The sequence below is a fragment of the Shewanella intestini genome, assembly GCF_018221465.1.
Lineage (GTDB): Bacteria > Pseudomonadota > Gammaproteobacteria > Enterobacterales > Shewanellaceae > Shewanella > Shewanella intestini.
On record NZ_JAAIKR010000016.1, the window covers coordinates 37,632 to 54,529 of the forward strand.

The 16,898-nt window shown below is 41.7% G+C and carries 12 protein-coding genes; 6 read left to right on the forward strand and 6 right to left on the reverse strand.

The genetic code is table 11. From position 1 onward, the window contains the following. Positions 1 to 41 precede the first annotated feature (41 nt). Positions 42 to 1,076 carry a dihydroorotase gene (gene pyrC, locus G3R48_RS14415; RefSeq protein ID WP_153665849.1) on the reverse strand — a complete coding sequence of 345 codons (1,035 nt, stop codon included), beginning with the start codon at positions 1,074 to 1,076 and terminating at the stop codon, positions 42 to 44. Positions 1,077 to 1,571: 495 nt separating this feature from the next. Here pyrC and G3R48_RS14420 point away from each other — a divergent pair, with 495 nt between their 5' ends. Beyond that, on the forward strand, positions 1,572 to 3,149 hold the full coding sequence (locus G3R48_RS14420; protein WP_153665847.1) for a BCCT family transporter: 1,578 nt from the start codon (positions 1,572 to 1,574) through the stop codon (positions 3,147 to 3,149). A 205-nt stretch (positions 3,150 to 3,354) separates the two neighbouring features. On the opposite strand, the gene G3R48_RS14425 is transcribed toward G3R48_RS14420, so the two are convergent. Together G3R48_RS14425 and G3R48_RS14430 are read right to left on the reverse strand one after the other, a co-directional pair. Next, positions 3,355 to 4,071 carry a 3'-5' exonuclease gene (locus tag G3R48_RS14425; protein WP_153665845.1) on the reverse strand — a complete coding sequence of 239 codons (717 nt, stop codon included), beginning with the start codon at positions 4,069 to 4,071 and terminating at the stop codon, positions 3,355 to 3,357. Continuing rightward, a complete protein-coding gene (locus G3R48_RS14430) occupies positions 4,071 to 5,960 on the reverse strand; it encodes a DUF294 nucleotidyltransferase-like domain-containing protein (RefSeq protein ID WP_153665843.1) in 1,890 nt (629 codons plus the stop codon). Before G3R48_RS14430 ends, G3R48_RS14425 begins: the two co-directional genes overlap by 1 nt. A gap of 531 nt (positions 5,961 to 6,491) precedes the next feature. On the opposite strand from G3R48_RS14430, the gene G3R48_RS14435 reads away from it, so the two are divergent. From G3R48_RS14435 to G3R48_RS14450, 4 genes are all read left to right on the forward strand, one after another. Then, on the forward strand, positions 6,492 to 7,040 hold the full coding sequence (locus G3R48_RS14435) for a carboxymuconolactone decarboxylase family protein (RefSeq protein WP_153665841.1): 549 nt from the start codon (positions 6,492 to 6,494) through the stop codon (positions 7,038 to 7,040). Between the two features lie 319 nt (positions 7,041 to 7,359). Beyond that, positions 7,360 to 8,271, forward strand: coding sequence for a sensor domain-containing diguanylate cyclase (locus G3R48_RS14440; RefSeq protein ID WP_153665839.1), 912 nt, complete (start codon positions 7,360 to 7,362; stop codon positions 8,269 to 8,271). 126 nt (positions 8,272 to 8,397) lie between these two features. Next, positions 8,398 to 9,093 (forward strand): DUF3157 family protein, encoded by a 696-nt coding sequence (locus G3R48_RS14445; RefSeq protein ID WP_153665837.1) that lies wholly within the window; start codon positions 8,398 to 8,400, stop codon positions 9,091 to 9,093. A gap of 366 nt (positions 9,094 to 9,459) precedes the next feature. After that, on the forward strand, positions 9,460 to 10,569 hold the full coding sequence (locus tag G3R48_RS14450; RefSeq protein ID WP_153665835.1) for a PQQ-dependent sugar dehydrogenase: 1,110 nt from the start codon (positions 9,460 to 9,462) through the stop codon (positions 10,567 to 10,569). Between the two features lie 147 nt (positions 10,570 to 10,716). On the opposite strand, the gene G3R48_RS14455 is transcribed toward G3R48_RS14450, so the two are convergent. Beyond that, positions 10,717 to 11,400, reverse strand: a complete 684-nt coding sequence (locus G3R48_RS14455; RefSeq protein WP_153665833.1) for an oligogalacturonate-specific porin KdgM family protein — start codon at positions 11,398 to 11,400, stop codon at positions 10,717 to 10,719. A gap of 1,780 nt (positions 11,401 to 13,180) precedes the next feature. Between G3R48_RS14455 and G3R48_RS14460 the strand changes: the two genes are divergently transcribed. Beyond that, positions 13,181 to 13,975 carry a DUF3800 domain-containing protein gene (locus G3R48_RS14460; RefSeq protein WP_055024908.1) on the forward strand — a complete coding sequence of 265 codons (795 nt, stop codon included), beginning with the start codon at positions 13,181 to 13,183 and terminating at the stop codon, positions 13,973 to 13,975. A 98-nt stretch (positions 13,976 to 14,073) separates the two neighbouring features. On the opposite strand, the gene lysS is transcribed toward G3R48_RS14460, so the two are convergent. Together lysS and prfB are read right to left on the reverse strand one after the other, a co-directional pair. After that, on the reverse strand, positions 14,074 to 15,576 hold the full coding sequence (gene lysS / locus G3R48_RS14465; RefSeq protein ID WP_153665831.1) for a lysine--tRNA ligase: 1,503 nt from the start codon (positions 15,574 to 15,576) through the stop codon (positions 14,074 to 14,076). Between the two features lie 12 nt (positions 15,577 to 15,588). Continuing rightward, positions 15,589 to 16,687, reverse strand: a protein-coding gene (prfB, locus tag G3R48_RS14470) for a peptide chain release factor 2 (RefSeq protein WP_194823915.1) whose coding sequence is annotated in 2 segments (ribosomal slippage) — positions 15,589 to 16,611 and positions 16,613 to 16,687 — 1,098 coding nt in all. Because the reading frame shifts where the segments join, the coding sequence is not laid out codon by codon here. Positions 16,688 to 16,898: the final 211 nt, after the last annotated feature.

The window sequence follows — 16,898 nt, forward strand, 5'->3', positions numbered from 1 at the left end:
CCCCATGAGGATGAATAACCCAATTTACGCCTTTCGGGTGATTACTTTTTTATTTTCCATTTCACGGTTTCACCAGCAAAAAACGGCACAATTGGATTACCATTAGGTAAAATAATTTGCTCTGGCACTGTCCAGTCTTCTTTCACTAATGTCACGCTACCTTGGTTACGTGGTAAACCGTAGAAGTCTGCACCATGTAAGCTAGCAAAGCCTTCTAATTTATCTAACGCACCTAACTCATCAAACACTTGAGCATATAACTCAAGTGCACTCCACGCGCTATAACAACCTGCGCAGCCACAAGCAGACTCTTTACGGTGTTTTTCATGTGGCGCAGAATCTGTACCTAAAAAGAACTTACTTGAACCCGTTGCCACCGCCGCTTGCAAAGCCTGCTGATGAATATTGCGTTTAAGAACCGGTAAGCAGAAATTATGTGGGCGCACGCCTCCCACCAATAAATCATTACGATTTAGCAATAAGTGTTGCGGGGTAATGGTGGCGGCAATATTGCTTGGCGCAGCAGCAACAAATTCAGCAGCATCTTTAGTCGTTATATGTTCAAACACTACTTTAAGTTGCGGCATTGCCGTTACAATGCGCGACATGTAGCGTTCGATAAAGATTTTTTCACGATCAAAAATATCAATATGCGATTCGGTCACTTCACCATGAACCAGCAATAACATACCTTGCTCAGCCATAACCTCAAAGATAGGAAATAATGCATCTAAGGCTTTTACCGCTGCATCTGAGTTAGTTGTTGCTCCCGCAGGATACAATTTAGCCGCAACCACACCAGCCGCTTTGGCATCAATGATATCTTGGGCACTGGTGGTGTTAGTTAAAAACAAAGTCATTAACGGTTCGAAGTGACTGCCTTGAGGACGTGCCGCAATAATGCGTTCACGGTAAGCATTCACCATTGCAGCATTTGTAACCGGTGGCACTAAATTTGGCATCACAATCGCACGTTGGAATAAACGCGCAGTAGCAGGCACGGTTTCACCTAACATATCACCGTCGCGAAAATGCAAATGCCAATCGTCCGGCGTCGTGATGGTTAGTTGTGTCATAGTGATCCCTTATAAGTGAGTTGCAATATTTTGGGCGCTATTGTGCCTCAAATGCGTTGGGGTTAATAGATGCGTTCATTAAACGCAGACTTTGCTGTAGCAAAAAATCCCTTTGGCTTTAGCACTGCCATTAAGGGGCAATATGCCACACAATGATTGGCGCAATATCAAGGTGAACAACAATGCTGCCCCAATGCAAAAACGGCGCGTTTATGGGGGAATGAAATACCGTTTCGCGGATAAATAAGCGAGGATAAATAAGGGAGGATAAATCAAATTAAGCCAATCAGGGTTAAGTTGCCAAAACCATGAAAAATTCGACAGATTTACGTATAAACACAGTGTATTGTTAGTCTTTTTATTTTATTTTCAATATTTTACTCTAAAAATAGACATAAAACGTCATCGCTTAATACAGATTACTGCAAAATGTGCGCTTATAAATTAAAATATAACTACATTTTTGCGAATGAAAATTCTTCTAAACGAGGATCGATGAATACTAAAAAAGATAAATACAGCATAGATAATACCGACTACACCGTTGGACAAGATAATATACAAAAATGGGGATTTGACGTTCACAACCCAGTATTTGGCATTAGCGCCTCACTTATTGGGCTCTTCATTATTGCCATTTTATTGGTTGAACCAGCAACATCCAAAGCTGTCTTAGATGGCATAAAATTACAAATTATTAATTCATTTGATAGCTTATTCATGTGGTCAGCCAATATATTTGTGCTGTTCTGCATAGCCATGATTGTGTCACCTTATGGCAAAATCCGCTTAGGAGGCGATGAAGCGAAATCCGACTACAGCCGCATGTCTTGGCTTGCAATGTTGTTTGCAGCGGGTATGGGCATTGGCCTTATGTTCTGGGCAGTCGCTGAACCTGTTGCATACTACACAGGTTGGTTTGAAACACCACTTAACGTTACGCCAAACACACCTGAAGCGGCCAAGCTTGCGCTCGGTGCGACGATGTTTCACTGGGGATTACACCCATGGGCGATTTACGGCGTTGTTTCTTTATCACTCGCCTTTTTTGCTTATAACAAAGGCTTACCGCTTTCAATGCGTTCTGTTTTTTATCCAATTTTAGGTGATCGCACTTGGGGCTGGCCTGGACACATTGTTGATATTTTAGCGGTTATTGCCACCTTATTTGGCTTGGCAACCTCGCTTGGGTTAGGTGCGCAACAAGCCGCCAGCGGTTTCCACCATGTGTTTGGTATCGATAACAGCATGACACTGCAAATGATTATTATCCTTGCAGTAACGCTTGTGGCGGTTGTATCAGTTATGCGTGGTATTGATGGCGGCGTAAAAGTCATCAGTAATATCAATATGCTAATGGCATTAGTGCTGGTTGTCTTTGTTGCTCTAGTCTGCTTTGCAGTATCAATGGGTACCATTCCAATAACGGTAATGGGTTACATTGAGAATATTATCCCCCTGAGTAACCCAATTGGCCGTGAAGACCAAGTTTGGATGCACGGTTGGACTGTATTCTATTGGGCTTGGTGGATTTCATGGTCGCCATTTGTTGGTATGTTCATCGCACGTATCTCACGTGGTCGTACAATCCGTGAATTTATGACCGCTGTATTAATTGCACCTACATTAGTTACCATTATCTGGATGTCTGTGTTCGGGGGTATCGGTATCGACCAAGTGATAAATAAAGTTGGTGCACTTGGTACTCAAGGCTTAACGGAAGTTCCGTTAGCGATGTTCCAAGCTTTTGACGCATTGCCATTTGGTAACATGCTATCAATGCTTGCAGTTATCTTAGTGTTGGTGTTCTTTGTCACCTCATCTGACTCAGGTTCTTTGGTTATCGACAGTATCACCTCTGGTGGTAAAGTGGATGCGCCAGCACCGCAACGTATTTTCTGGGCATTAATTGAAGGCGCTATTGCTGCTGCATTGGTTTGGGTGGGTGGTAAACAAGCCATTGAAGCCTTACAAGCGGGAGCGATTTCAACGGCATTACCATTCACGGTTATTTTACTGGTGATGTGTGTCAGTTTGATTATGGGCCTTAGAACAGAAAAAAGAGCAAGCTAATTAATTAGCGCGCCGGTTATCGGCGCGCTTTTTAATGGTGATTTATTAAGCTAAAGCACCAAGCACCAAGCACTGACTAATAAAAAGCCGACTGACAATGATTGTCAGTCGGCTTTTTTATGGTTGATGTTTCATAATACATCGTGGCGGCAATTTAGCATTTAAACACCGTGATCATGGCCTGTTATTTCAAACGGGGGAATGGCTATAGCCATAGCTTTTTAATCGGCGTATTCGGGCTAAAATGATGATGAATTTGTGCTTGTAGCAATTCTGCCGTCGCTATTGCATCGGTTAATGCGTTGTGAGAAGCATAGGTCGGTAAATGATAACGACTGCGAGTTCTGGCTAAGCGGATAGATTCTGGCTGAGTATTTCTCAACCAATCCATAAAGCTTCTGCGTTTCGATTGTTGAATATCAGCCTCAATCTGCATGGTATCGACCACCGGAAACACAATACCTTCGTTGATAACACTTCTTAGTTCGGCATCAAAAAAGTCACGTTCAATTCTGCGATAATGCACCACCACAATTTTCCCCGCGAGCTTATCCAATACTTGCTCTAAAATACGCTCAAGATCAGGCGCACCTTTTAGGTCTGAATGGGTGATACCGTGGATAATAATGGAATCTTCTTGCAATTTATCTTCTGGCGTAACAAACCAATGCTTGGCGTCACGACACACAATTCGCTGCAAGGTAAAAGGCACTAACCCAATACTAATAATACTGTTTTGATTGGCATCTAATCCGGTGGTTTCGAAGTCTAACGCCACAAAATCGATGTCTTTGAGTTGCGTTTCACTGTGATAGGTATTAGCACGATAAAAACGGGTTAAGCGATTATCTTTACTATTACTGGCTTTGTTTTGTAAAAAAGCTTTCCAGTTAAGCACTTCTTGATTATTAAAATCACGCATTATTTAGCCTGTTGCATGCTGTTGGCGGTGTAGCGGAATTTAAGGAAGTTTTGCGCACTGCTTAATACTAAAAAAGCATCTTTTAAATTGCGGCGCTCAAAATCGGACATATTCTCAGGTTCAATGTTGTTATCAGGTGCTTGCTCTGACTCAATATCCAGTGCTTGATGGCGAATACGAACTAAAGAAATAAACTCCATTGCATGTTGCAAGTCCTTACCTTTTGAAGGAGGCAAAATGCCCGCTTCGATAATATCTTCTAGACGATTAAACGAGTTTTGCGACTGTGAACCGATTGCTAACGCATGTACCCGAATAAGATCGGCTAAAGGCGCGGTGCCACGACGTTTAAGGTTAATAGAATTATTATGACGACCGTCTTTTTCCATCACAAAATCTTTAAAGAAACCCAGTGGCGGTTTACGATTTAAAGCGTTTCTAGCCAGACAAGCTAAAAAGCGATTGTTCTTTTTAGCTTTACGTAAAATAAACGCATTGAGCTGCTCTGCCCATTTGCGTCGACCATACACGCCATATAAATCAAAGAAAATCGAGCTGTTGAGTAAGGCTTTTGGGTTTGGGTGCTCAATCCAATCGGCGAACACGGCTTCCCATTGTGACTGGGTTTTACGATACTCAGGATTGGTCGCCATAATATCGCCTGTACAATAGGCATAACCGCACGCGGCTAGCCCGTCGCATACATATTTGGCTAATGCCTTAAAGTATTCACCGTGGTGCTGTTCGTCATAATCGTTATCGAGAATAATCGCGTTGTCTTGATCGGTAACAATAAGCTGCTCATCACGCGCCATTGAGCCTAAAGCTAAGAAACAATACGGCACTGGCGGAGGGCCCAATTTATCTTCAGCTAGCTCAAGCAAACGCTGCTTAAAACTACGACCAATTTCCGACATCGCGCGGCCAACCATATGCGAGTTAGCGTCTTCATTAATCATTCGCACAAAACAATCTTTGGTTTGGTGCGATAAGGTAATTAAGTCGTCAATGCTACTTTGTTGGAAAATACTGCTGACAATCAACAAACTGTTTTGCGACTCGTAACGAATAATGTCGCTAACTTCAATGAGGCCAATGGGTTGTTTGTTTTTTAAAATCGGTAAATGGTGCACGTTATAGCGCAGCATTAAAATCATCGCTTCAAAAATGTAGGCGTTATGATCAAGCGAAATAAGCTCGGTGGACATCACCTCACCAACATGGGTGTTCATATCAAGGCCTTGTGCGGCCACTTTGGCGCAAATATCGTGCTCGGTAATAATACCCACAAAGCTATTACTGCCTTCATTACTGGTAGTGGGGTCTTGAATAATGGCCGCTGAGACATTCTCTTGCGTCATGATTTTTGCCACATTTTGAATGCAAGTATCAGTAGGCAACATCACTGGTGCGCCGCGCAGCAAGGTTTTCACTTTTGAGGTGGTTAACGAATTGGCGTCATCGCTATTATCTTCAACCGCTTGTTGTAAACGGGTGCTGCCTTCAGCTTCAACAAAGTCGGCAAACACATCATAACGCTCACAAAATTCTTCAAATATTTGCTCTGGAATACAATACAGCAAGGTGTCTTTTAGTGCTTTAGCTGGGTAGCGTACTTTGTTGTTGGTGAGTAGCCCCATTTGACCAAAGATTTCCCCCTGATCGAGACGATTATATAACTCACCATTACGCCGATACATTTCAACCACACCACTGCGGATCATAAACAGATCGTGTATTTTATCGGCAAATTCAATCACCATTGAGTCAGCGCGATAATAAGATATCTCAACACTTTTTGAGACTTCCACTAAGGCAGTTTCTGGCAATTGATCAAAAGGCGGGTATTGGCGGATGAAGTTGCGAATTTCTAATAGCTCGACTTCCATTTTTCGCTCGATATTAAAGGTAACTAGGATGAATCATTACATTATATGGCATCTATTGACGTTGTGCAGCCAACCTAAACGACAGAGTTTAAGAAATAACGCCTTAAGGACAAAGGTTTAATCATTGCGGCGTACTTTATTTGCTGCGCTTGTATTTAACGGCCATATATTAGGGTTATTTACCACCCTGTCCGCATCATTGATTGATACTCAATAACGACAGGACTTGTCCCTAAATCGCACACAAATAAACATGTTCACTGAGCGGTAATAATGAGTACTGACAAGTTGAGATAACTATTTTTAGCCATTCAATCGCCAGAAGTATTGCAATGAATAATATTTTTAAAAAACTTAACACTTTAAAATCAATAGTATAGACCAACAACTCATAAATTAAATGAACAATCGTTCAGATTCAACTTGAACAGTCGTTCATTTTTATCTATAGTTTATTTCATCCACGGGGCAAACAACTGCAGCTTGCCAACGTAACGACACTTTATATTATTCTGACCCGGAGCATTGAACATGACGACATTTACTATTCACACAACTGAATCAGCACCTGAAAAAAGCAAAGCAATTTTAGCAGGCGCAATTAAACAAGTTGGCGTTATTCCTGGTTTATATGGCGTGATGGCTGAGTCACCTGAAATCTTAAAAGCATACACGCAATTAAACCAACTCTTCACCAGCACTTCATTTAACGCCGAAGAGTTAACCGTTGTTTGGCAAACCATTAATGTTGAACATGAATGTCATTATTGCGTACCAGCTCATACCGCTATTGCGCACTCGATGAAAGTGGACGCGGGATTAACCGAAGCATTACGCAATCAAACTGCAATGCCAACTGAAAAACTTCAAGCATTACATAAATTTACTTTGGCAATGGTACGTCAACGCGGTAATGTTACTGACGAACAAATAGCTGAATTTTTTGCAGCAGGTTATGCGCAGCAACAAGTGCTGGAAATTATCTTAGGCTTGTCACAAAAAGTCATCAGTAACTACGTTAATCATGTCGCTAAAACGCCTGTTGACCCTATGTTTAGCGATTTTGCATGGACTAAATAATCCATCAATGTCAGTTTGTTGTTGATGTCAATTGCGCAAGTAACTGACATCAACAACCACATTGTTAACAACCGTTACTTTACTTCCAGCATGACACCCACCCAAAAAAAAACCATAACACATTGATTAACAATACAAATAAAGCATTAGCAAACCCTAAATCACTGACATTATCATGGGTTAAATATGTGCTATATTTAAGGCACTTTTCAGTTGTGCCCATGCCTATATCATCGCATCGCTGCCGACGGCATCAGCACGTTGTGGCAGTTATCAATAGTCGGTAATGCGTGCAACACAGGTTTGCAATGGACGCAATATGATTGAATCATTTAACTTTTTCAAATCCATTCTCGACACTATGACCGAGCACATCGTGGTCATAAATACCCAAGGTAATATTGTGTTTGTGAATCATGCCTGGAAGACATTTAGTCAATTAAACGAATGTACTATTAACGACCCTTGGGATGATGTTAATTACTTAGCAGTGTGTGACAACGCCGCTGCGATGGGAGATGAATTTGGCATTAAAGCTGCCAAAGGTATTCGCGCGGTGATAAATAAACAACAAGACAACTTTTATTTTGAATACCCATGCCACAGCCAAACTGATAAGCGCTGGTTTATGATGCGCACCACGCCATTTATAACCAATGACAAAGCCTATTTTGTTATCTCTCACCAAAACATTACCGAAAGAAAAGTCGCCGAAGAAAAAGTCCTTAACTTGTCGCGCATTGACGGTTTAACAGCTATTCCTAATCGCCGCTATTTTGATGAATTCATTAGTGATGAATGGCGTCGCTGTAAGCGCCTTAATATGCCAATTTCACTCGCTATGGTCGACCTTGACCACTTTAAACTGCTAAATGACACTTACGGCCACCAAGCTGGCGATGAATGTTTGAAATCCATTGGCCACATTCTTAAAAACTTTGGACAACGCACTGGCGATTTAAGTGCACGTTACGGTGGCGAAGAATTTGCCTTAGTGTTCGGTAACACGACCAAAACACAGGCGGTAAACTTGTCAAAAAAACTATTGGAACAAATTCGTGCCCTGAAAATATCCAACAAATATTCGCCCACCCTCGCTATCTTAACCGCCAGCATTGGAGTCGCTACCATGCAACCTAATGGCACTAATGGCCATGATCAATTGATAAAAGAAGCCGACCGTTTGCTTTATATCGCCAAACAGCATGGCCGTAATGGCTTGCATTACTAACGCCTTATTCGTGCATTTTTATCTTTTGTGCTTGGAGGGCGCAGGCGGTTATCACGCTTTTAGCATAACATGGTAACCTTAACGTTATTTTTGTCGTCCACTCATCTAAGCTGAAGGTTATCTATTATGTCCCCCGCACTGCACAAATCTGCCGCGCTATTTATACTGTTATTGGCTATGCCAACTTTTGCAAATGAGCTCACCCGTATCACCTTAGACAACGGCGCAGTGGTGCAGCTTAATGATGACTTCACTTGGGAATATGTCATTTTAACCAGTCAGCGACCTGATACTCAAAAAGCCACAATAGAACAAACAAGCTCAGCAACTGCAGCTAATACTACGAGCAACACGACGGCTAGCACATTCACTCAAGCGACTTCTGGATCAATCTCAAATCCGGTCATACCCGCAACCGAACTCGCTTCAACGCCAAATATTGACCAAGTTCCTACCTTAACCCAAGCAGCAATAACTCAAGCGGCCTTATTGAAATCAACCGCGAAAGGCGATGTTAAAATCAGCTATATCAAACATCAATGGGACGATGATCGCTTAGGGTTAACCTTTGAACTGAGCAGTAACAGCCCTGAACATTATGTGATGATAGCGCTTGAAATCAGTTTATTTGCCGACGATGGCCACCTGCTAAAACAGCAAACGGTAAAAGTATGGAAAGCTATTTTTAGAATGCCAGAAACCTACTTACGTAAAGGCGAAACTCGAAGCAGCAACATCATTTGGATTGACGGTATTGACCAATCCCAATGGTCAAAACAATTAATCAGTTTAAAAATAAAGAAAATGGACTCAAGAATGTAACCGTAACGCTCACACTCGCGTCAGCTCAGTTGCTAATTCATTCGTCAGCAGTATAAACACATCTACATGTTTGCCATTAACCTTTATCTTTATCTTTATCTTTAATGGCAAACATCAGTTACTCAGCCAACATCATTGGCAAAAAGTCACACCATTTACAGCCTAATGGTTTGTTTCAAGCTTTAAAATAAGCGCTTTAATCCAACTTGCACTCGCCTATCATCGCCGTGAAAACGGACGCTAGCAACTATATCTAATTTAAAGTAACTTACTAAAATAAAGCCGTTTATAAGATAAAATCACCACAGTTTTAAGGTTCATTGATGTAACCGCAATTTCAATAATTGCTAAAACAAGGATGCCACCATGCTAAAGCCCGCTTTATTGCTGACAATGTTACTCACGCCACTGTCAATATCAGTTTCATCCCATGCGTTACCACTTGAAAACATCACCTTACCTAAAGGTTTTTCAATTGATTTATATGCTGACAAAGTCACTAATGCTCGGCAAATGGCATTAGGAGATAACGGCACCGTTTTTGTTGGCAGTCGCCGAGCAGGTAATGTTTACGCGTTAATTGATAGCAATAATGACAACCGCGCCGACCAACAAATTACTATCGCCAAAGATTTATTTATGCCATCAGGTTTAGCATTTCATCAAGGCAGTTTATATGTGGCCGAGGTCGATAAAATATGGCGCTATAACAACATAGAACAATCACTTCCTACCATTCCTGCCCCAGAATTGGTTTATAACAAGTTACCCAATAAGTCACACCACGGCTGGAAAAACATTAAATTTGGCCCAGACGGCAAGCTGTATATCCCCGTTGGCGCACCTTGCAATGTTTGTGACGAACCATTGCCGTTTTCATCTATTTTGAAATTGAATGTCGACACTAAAAAAGTCACCACGGTTGCCCGCGGAGTACGTAATAGCGTGGGGTTTGATTTTCATCCACAAACAGGTCAATTATGGTTTACCGACAACGGCCGCGACATGATGGGCGATGATTTACCCGATGACGAACTCAACCGAGTCACCCAAGTTGGGCAGCATTTTGGCTTTCCGTATGTGCACAATACTGACATAGCTGATCCGGAGTTTTACGATCCAAACAAGGCTAAGCTTAATACCGCGCCCGAGCTTAATTTAGGAGCGCACGTGGCGGCATTAGGCATGGAGTTTTATTTAGGTAAGCAATTTCCGGCTCAATATTATGGCAATATTTTTATCGCCCAACATGGCTCATGGAACCGCAGCAGTAAAGTGGGATACCGCATCATGCAGGTCAAACTGCAAGGCAGTAAAGTGGTAGATTATCAGCCTTTTGCAACCGGATGGTTACAGGGAGAGAAAAGCTGGGGACGCCCAGTTGCGGTGTTAACCATGCCAGATGGTGCATTGTTAGTGTCTGATGACGCCGCCAATGCGGTTTATCGAATTAGTTATCAAGCGACGACGGATTAAACATGCATTTTGGATGACGAATCCCATTCACTCGGCCAACTTATTAAAGGCATATTTAGCCAATAACAAAAGCAGCTATTTAAACTAGCTGCTCTGATGAACGCCTTTGAAACGCTGTTATGGTGCGCAATCTATTATGTAGTGATACTAGAAACTATAACGGATACCTACACGGCTTCTTAATTCACGTTGACTGGTGTGGCTGTCCACCAACACATCACCAAATTCAACCCATGGTGTCCACTTACCCGCTTTGTAATGCGCGGTTAAGTTAGTTTCATAATTGGTGCGTTTATTATTGAATAATATGTAATCTGAATGGTCGGCATAATAATAATTACCTTCTAAACCCAAGCTCCAATTTTGATATTTATAACCAATGTTGGTCGTAAAGCGATGGCGTAAACGCTTTATATCTTCACTCGGTTTCATATCTAAACGATAACGACCACTTATCGATAAACCTTGAATATTACCTGGATAATAGGTTAATCGCAGTTGAGGTTTGTAGGTCTTATTACCAGAAGAACTCACTTCAATTGGCAAACCTGGAGATAAAGTCCACTGGTCATTTAACTTTAACTTATAGCCAAACGCCAGTTCAGCACCATTAAAATGGAGATCTTTCATAAACTCCGCATCTTTACCCTTGTATTTAAGTTCTAAAGAAACGGCGTATTTTTTATCAAAGGTATGACCGATTTTTACACGACTTGCGTGCCGATCAGTGCTGTGTTTGTATTCGTGTCTAAAGTCTATTGAAGTCGCCATTGCATTCGGACTTAGCAAAGCCAATCCAACAGCAACTAAAGTAATAAGGTTAGATTTCATATTAAATACTATCTAATGGCTACGATATTTGTATTACAATACGATTCACTAATTCAGCCAATACGAGTTAACCTGAAACGTGATCCAGCCCCAAACAAGCGCTTTTAAAGTGATTTATGTTTAAAGTTAACGATCGAATGTATCATTTATGTACATTTAAAATGTCAATTGATCATACAATTTAACATTTGGAGCAATATTTTTTCTTGTAACGCCTTGCCAGCGTCCATCATGTTTACATACAAATGGTTAATTTTTTTTATCCATGGGTGAGTTTCAAACTTCGTTGTTATTTTGAAATAACGTTTTTATTTCCAAACAACATTTATCTTTCCAAACTTCGTTTGGATTAACACCGTGGGTTTTCCACCCACACCCGACCAAAAGGGAGTGAACTGCGACTCCCTCTTGCTTTTGACTAAGAGCTACGCCCCGCAGTCCCAACGAAATTTAAACAGCAAAATTTTCAGGCATCTATTTCCAAACTCCGTTTGGATTAACACCGTGGGTTTTCCACCCACACCCGACCAAAAGGGAGTGAACGGCAACTCCCTCTTGGAACACCCACCCGCTCCAACGAAATAATCTGAAAAACGATTATTTCCAATGGAGGAATCAATAGCTTTAAACCTCGTTTGTAGGCTGCTTCGGTAATCTTCAAAAATTACTAACGCTTACGATGGGGCGTCCCTTCCCCTCGAAAGCTAGCCAGAATCTTAAGTACAGGATGTACTAAATGCCTTGAAGCACATGGATGTGCGAGAAAGGCCATGGCCAGACTCACGCAATTTTCTTGCTTACCTCAATTCAATTGCAGCTTTCATAGAAAATAAAAATCAGTTTAAAGCTATAAAAAATGGGTTATGTAACAACAAATGAACTTGCAGGCTCAACAGTCTCCGTTGGAAGTGTCCGAATGCGTTGAGCAAATTTGCGTGATGGAGGCAGGTCATTCTCGTGCATCCATGCACTACATGACATTCAGTCTTCCTGCCTATCGACGCTGACATAGCCTCAGTTGAGCCATGGTCACTTCTTGGCATCCCTGCCATCGTGACATCAGTAAATCCATTTACAAGCGATGGCGAATCTGAGGCGGTAGCAAATTCGCTCTGTAGCATGAGGAAGAACACTTCGCCGGAGCGGCAAGGCTCTTATGAAAATCAGCGAAAAGGGAAATGCTGTTGTTTCCCTTTCGTCGGGTGTGGGCGAAGCACCACGACTTTATTTCTTATTTCCATACTTACAAATTTCCAAACTTTGTTTGGATTAACATCGTGGGTTTTCCACCCACACCCGACCAAAAGGGAGTGAGCGGCAACTCCCTCTTGGAACACCCACCCGCTCCAACGAAATAATCTGAAAAGCGATTATTTCCAATGGAGTATTTTATAGCGTTAACCTTCATTTGTAGCCAGCTTCGGTAATCTACAAAAATCACTAACGCATCCGATGGGGCGTCCCTTCCCCTCGGAAGCGTTAGCTATTTTCGAATAAGCATGAGGCTTACTCGCTTTGAAAGAGTAATTTCGTTGGGGCGGCAAGGGATATCGAAAAGGGAAATGCTGTTGTTTCCCTTTCGTCGGGTGTGGGCGAAGCATCACGACTTTGACTTTTACACTCTAAAGCAATCAAGTGTATATTTTAAATAGAAAAATAAATTACAGTAAGTTAAATAGATACTGTATATAAGTCATGAAATCAAAGAACCTATGTTCAGTAGCTAAATTTAAAAAATATTAGCTCAAATCTACGCTCTGGTAAGGAGGCTAGGCTACATATGAATAAAGGTAAACTTATTTGGCATGTCGCCTGTGATGAGTCTGGAATTGATGGCCAAGTATATTATGGCTTTGGCTCTCTCTGGATGAAATATCAAAGACGTGGAGACTTTACTAGGATTATTAGGGAATTAAGAGAAAAGCATGGTTACCATAACGAGATAAAATGGCAAAAGGCTCATAAAAAACAATATGCTGAATTCTATGCTGAATTAATTGATACTTTCTTTAAAAACTCATGGCTAGCATTTCACTGCATAGTTATTAGAAAGGGAATGGTTGATAAAGAGTTTCACGATGGTGACTATGACCTAGCTATGCGTAAACACTTCACAAAACTGATATCTACTAAAATCATCGCCGTTAAAAAAGCGCACCCTAATCGAGAGTGCGAATTTAGAGTAGAAGTTGATCCACTACCATCTAGATATAAAAAAGCAGATGAAGCTTTCCATAAAATTGCGAACAGCATGTTAAAAAAAGAATTCGGTGGCTCTGCATTAATCAAAACCGTAGTAACTAAAGACTCTAAAGAATCGGAACACATTCAGATTGCTGACTTCTTGCTTGGTGCTGTGATGAGCGCTTTTCAAGGTAAAGCATCGTCTCCAGCAAAATTAGCTGTAGCAACCAATATTGCTTTGTATTTAGGTTGGAAAGATTTAAAACATGATACTTGGGGTACAGAAAGAAAATTTAATATTTGGTACTTCTTTGACCCAAGGGCTGGTGAGAGGGAAGTAACAACTGAGAACGTTAAACTAAAATACCCTTTACCCAAGCGTGTGAAATAAACTAGTTTATTCACTACTCTATCCACAAAAAACCAGCCTCTTTTCCAAGTAGGCTGGTTTTTTAATGGTGATTATTAAGCCAACGGCTTAATCAACAATTACCCTTGTGGGCGCATTGCTGGGAATAAAATCACGTCACGGATAGTATGAGTGTTAGTAAACAACATCACTAAACGATCGATACCAATACCTTGACCAGCAGTTGGCGGTAAACCATGCTCTAGTGCTGTAATGTAGTCAGCATCATAAAACATGGCTTCGTCATCACCGGCATCTTTAGCATCAACTTGCGCTTTAAAGCGGTTGTCTTGATCTTGTGCATCGTTAAGCTCAGAGAAACCATTCGCCACTTCACGGCCGCCAATAAAGAACTCAAAACGGTCGGTGATAAAGTGGTTTTCATCGTTACGACGAGCAAGTGGTGAAATGTCAGCTGGGTAACCAGTAATGAACGTAGGTTGCATTAACTGTGGCTCAGCTGTTTCGCCAAAGATTTCTTCAAGTAATTGACCACAAGTCCAGAATTTTTCGATAGTCATACCAAGGCTTTTCGCCAAGTCACGCATAAATTCAACGTCTTTAACTTCTTCATAAGTCATCGATTGAATGGTTGCGTTGTCTGGGTTGTATTTCTTAATCGCATCTAACATGCTTAAACGCGCGTAAGGGCCGCCAAAGTCAACGGTGTGCTCGCCATAAGGCAGTTTTGGTGAACCACAAAGTTCAGTCGCAATAGAACTTAGCATTTCTTCAGTTAAGTCCATTAGGTCTTTGTAATCAGCGTACGCCATATAGAATTCCATCATGGTGAATTCTGGGTTATGACGTGGTGATAAACCTTCGTTACGGAAGTTACGGTTAACTTCAAATACACGCTCAAAACCACCAACAACAAGACGTTTTAGGTAAAGTTCTGGCGCAATACGCAGGTACATTTCAATGTCTAACGCGTTATGGTGAGTCACAAAAGGACGCGCAGAAGCACCACCTGGAATGGTGTGCATCATTGGCGTTTCAACTTCCATGAATTCTTTTTTCACCATGAAGTTACGAATCGCGGTAACCACTTTTGAACGCATAACAAATGCTTCACGTGACTCTTCGTTTACGATTAAGTCAACATAGCGTTGGCGGTAACGCGTTTCTTGGTCAGTTAGGCCGTGGAATTTTTCAGGAAGCGGACGCAATGCTTTAGTTAGCAATTGGTACTCTTCCATATTCACGTATAAGTCGCCTTTACCAGAAAGGTGCAATTGACCTGTTACGCCAATGATGTCACCAATGTCTAAACCTTGGTAAGTGGCTTTAAGATCTTTTTGAACATCTTTACCTGCATAGGCTTGAATACGACCCGATACATCTTGAATAACCAAGAAAGGCCCACGTTTTGCCATAACACGACCAGCGATTGAACGCTGAATAGCCATTTCTTCCAGCTCAGGCTTAGAATAATGACCGTATTCTTTTTGAATATCAGCTGCCTTGTGTTTTCGATCGAAGTTATTTGGGTGACCATTTGCTGGGCAGTTTTCGCGGATGTGATCTAATTTCGCGCGACGTTCTGCAATTAACTTGTTTTCGTCTTGGGTTTGTTCAGTCATCTTCTTCTCTCGTTAAAGGCCAGATTTCAGGCTAGCTTCAATAAACTTGTCCAAATCGCCATCTAAGACGCTTTGGGTATTTCGGTTTTCAACACCGGTACGTAAATCTTTAATGCGGGCATCATCAAGCACATATGAACGGATTTGACTGCCCCAACCAATATCTGATTTGGCGTCTTCCGCTGCTTGTTTGTCGGCATTTTGTTTAAGCATTTCTAACTCATACAATTTTGCTTTTAATTGCTTCATTGCCGCGTCACGGTTCTTATGTTGTGAGCGGTCGTTTTGACACTGTACGACGGTATTGGTCGGTAAGTGAGTAATACGAATAGCAGATTCGGTTTTGTTGACGTGCTGACCACCCGCGCCTGATGCGCGGTAAGTATCGACACGTAAATCGGCCGGATTGATATCAATTTCAATTGAATCGTCGATTTCAGGGTAAACGAATACCGAACAAAAAGAGGTATGACGTTTTCCTGAAGAGTCAAAAGGCGACTTACGCACTAAACGGTGAACACCGGTTTCAGTACGCAGCGATCCAAAGGCATATTCGCCCGTAAACTTAATGGTAGCACCTTTAATTCCGGCTACATCGCCGTCGGTAACTTCCATTAATTCAGGTTTGTAGTCATGGGCTTCGCCCCAGCGCAGGTACATGCGTAATACCATGTTAGCCCAATCTTGCGCTTCTGTTCCGCCTGAACCTGATTGAATATCAAGATAACAGTCTGACGCGTCATGCGGGCCCGAGAACATACGACGAAACTCAAGTTCTTCTAGACGCTTTTCAAGATCAGCTAATTCATTGCTGGCATCGTTAAAGGTTTCTTCGTCATCTTCTTCAACGGCTAACTCAAGCAGGCCTTCAATATCTTCTAAACCACTGTCCATGTCATCAATGGTTTTCACCACCACTTCAAGTGCTGAACGCTCTTTGCCTAAGGCTTGGGCGTTATCTGGGTTATTCCATACTTCGGCACTTTCTAACTCACGAGAGACTTCTTCTAAACGCTCACTTTTAGCAGCGTAGTCAAAGATACCCCCGAAGAAGTTCAGTGCGATCTGCAAGTTCCTTGATTTTGAATTTTACTGGATTGACTTCAAACATGAATTTTCTACTTAATTTCGCGAATATATAAACAATACAATTAACCGCGCATTTTACCCCATGACCGCCACTAAACCTAGCGTATTAGGTCTAAAAAATTCAATCAATTTTGGATTAATTACATTCCCCTAAAGCAGAGGCTAACACCTTGGCTATATTGATATTCATGACCATTGAAAACCAGCTTGCTGTTATCTCAAGGACGAAGGCT

Coding starts and splice junctions, on each gene's coding strand:
- pyrC (WP_153665849.1), bottom strand. CDS start 1,076: ATGACACAACTAACCATCACGACGCCGGACGATTGGCATTTGCATTTT.
- G3R48_RS14420 (WP_153665847.1), top strand. CDS start 1,572: ATGAATACTAAAAAAGATAAATACAGCATAGATAATACCGACTACACC.
- G3R48_RS14425 (WP_153665845.1), bottom strand. CDS start 4,071: ATGCGTGATTTTAATAATCAAGAAGTGCTTAACTGGAAAGCTTTTTTA.
- G3R48_RS14430 (WP_153665843.1), bottom strand. CDS start 5,960: ATGGAAGTCGAGCTATTAGAAATTCGCAACTTCATCCGCCAATACCCG.
- G3R48_RS14435 (WP_153665841.1), top strand. CDS start 6,492: ATGACGACATTTACTATTCACACAACTGAATCAGCACCTGAAAAAAGC.
- G3R48_RS14440 (WP_153665839.1), top strand. CDS start 7,360: ATGATTGAATCATTTAACTTTTTCAAATCCATTCTCGACACTATGACC.
- G3R48_RS14445 (WP_153665837.1), top strand. CDS start 8,398: ATGTCCCCCGCACTGCACAAATCTGCCGCGCTATTTATACTGTTATTG.
- G3R48_RS14450 (WP_153665835.1), top strand. CDS start 9,460: ATGCTAAAGCCCGCTTTATTGCTGACAATGTTACTCACGCCACTGTCA.
- G3R48_RS14455 (WP_153665833.1), bottom strand. CDS start 11,400: ATGAAATCTAACCTTATTACTTTAGTTGCTGTTGGATTGGCTTTGCTA.
- G3R48_RS14460 (WP_055024908.1), top strand. CDS start 13,181: ATGAATAAAGGTAAACTTATTTGGCATGTCGCCTGTGATGAGTCTGGA.
- lysS (WP_153665831.1), bottom strand. CDS start 15,576: ATGACTGAACAAACCCAAGACGAAAACAAGTTAATTGCAGAACGTCGC.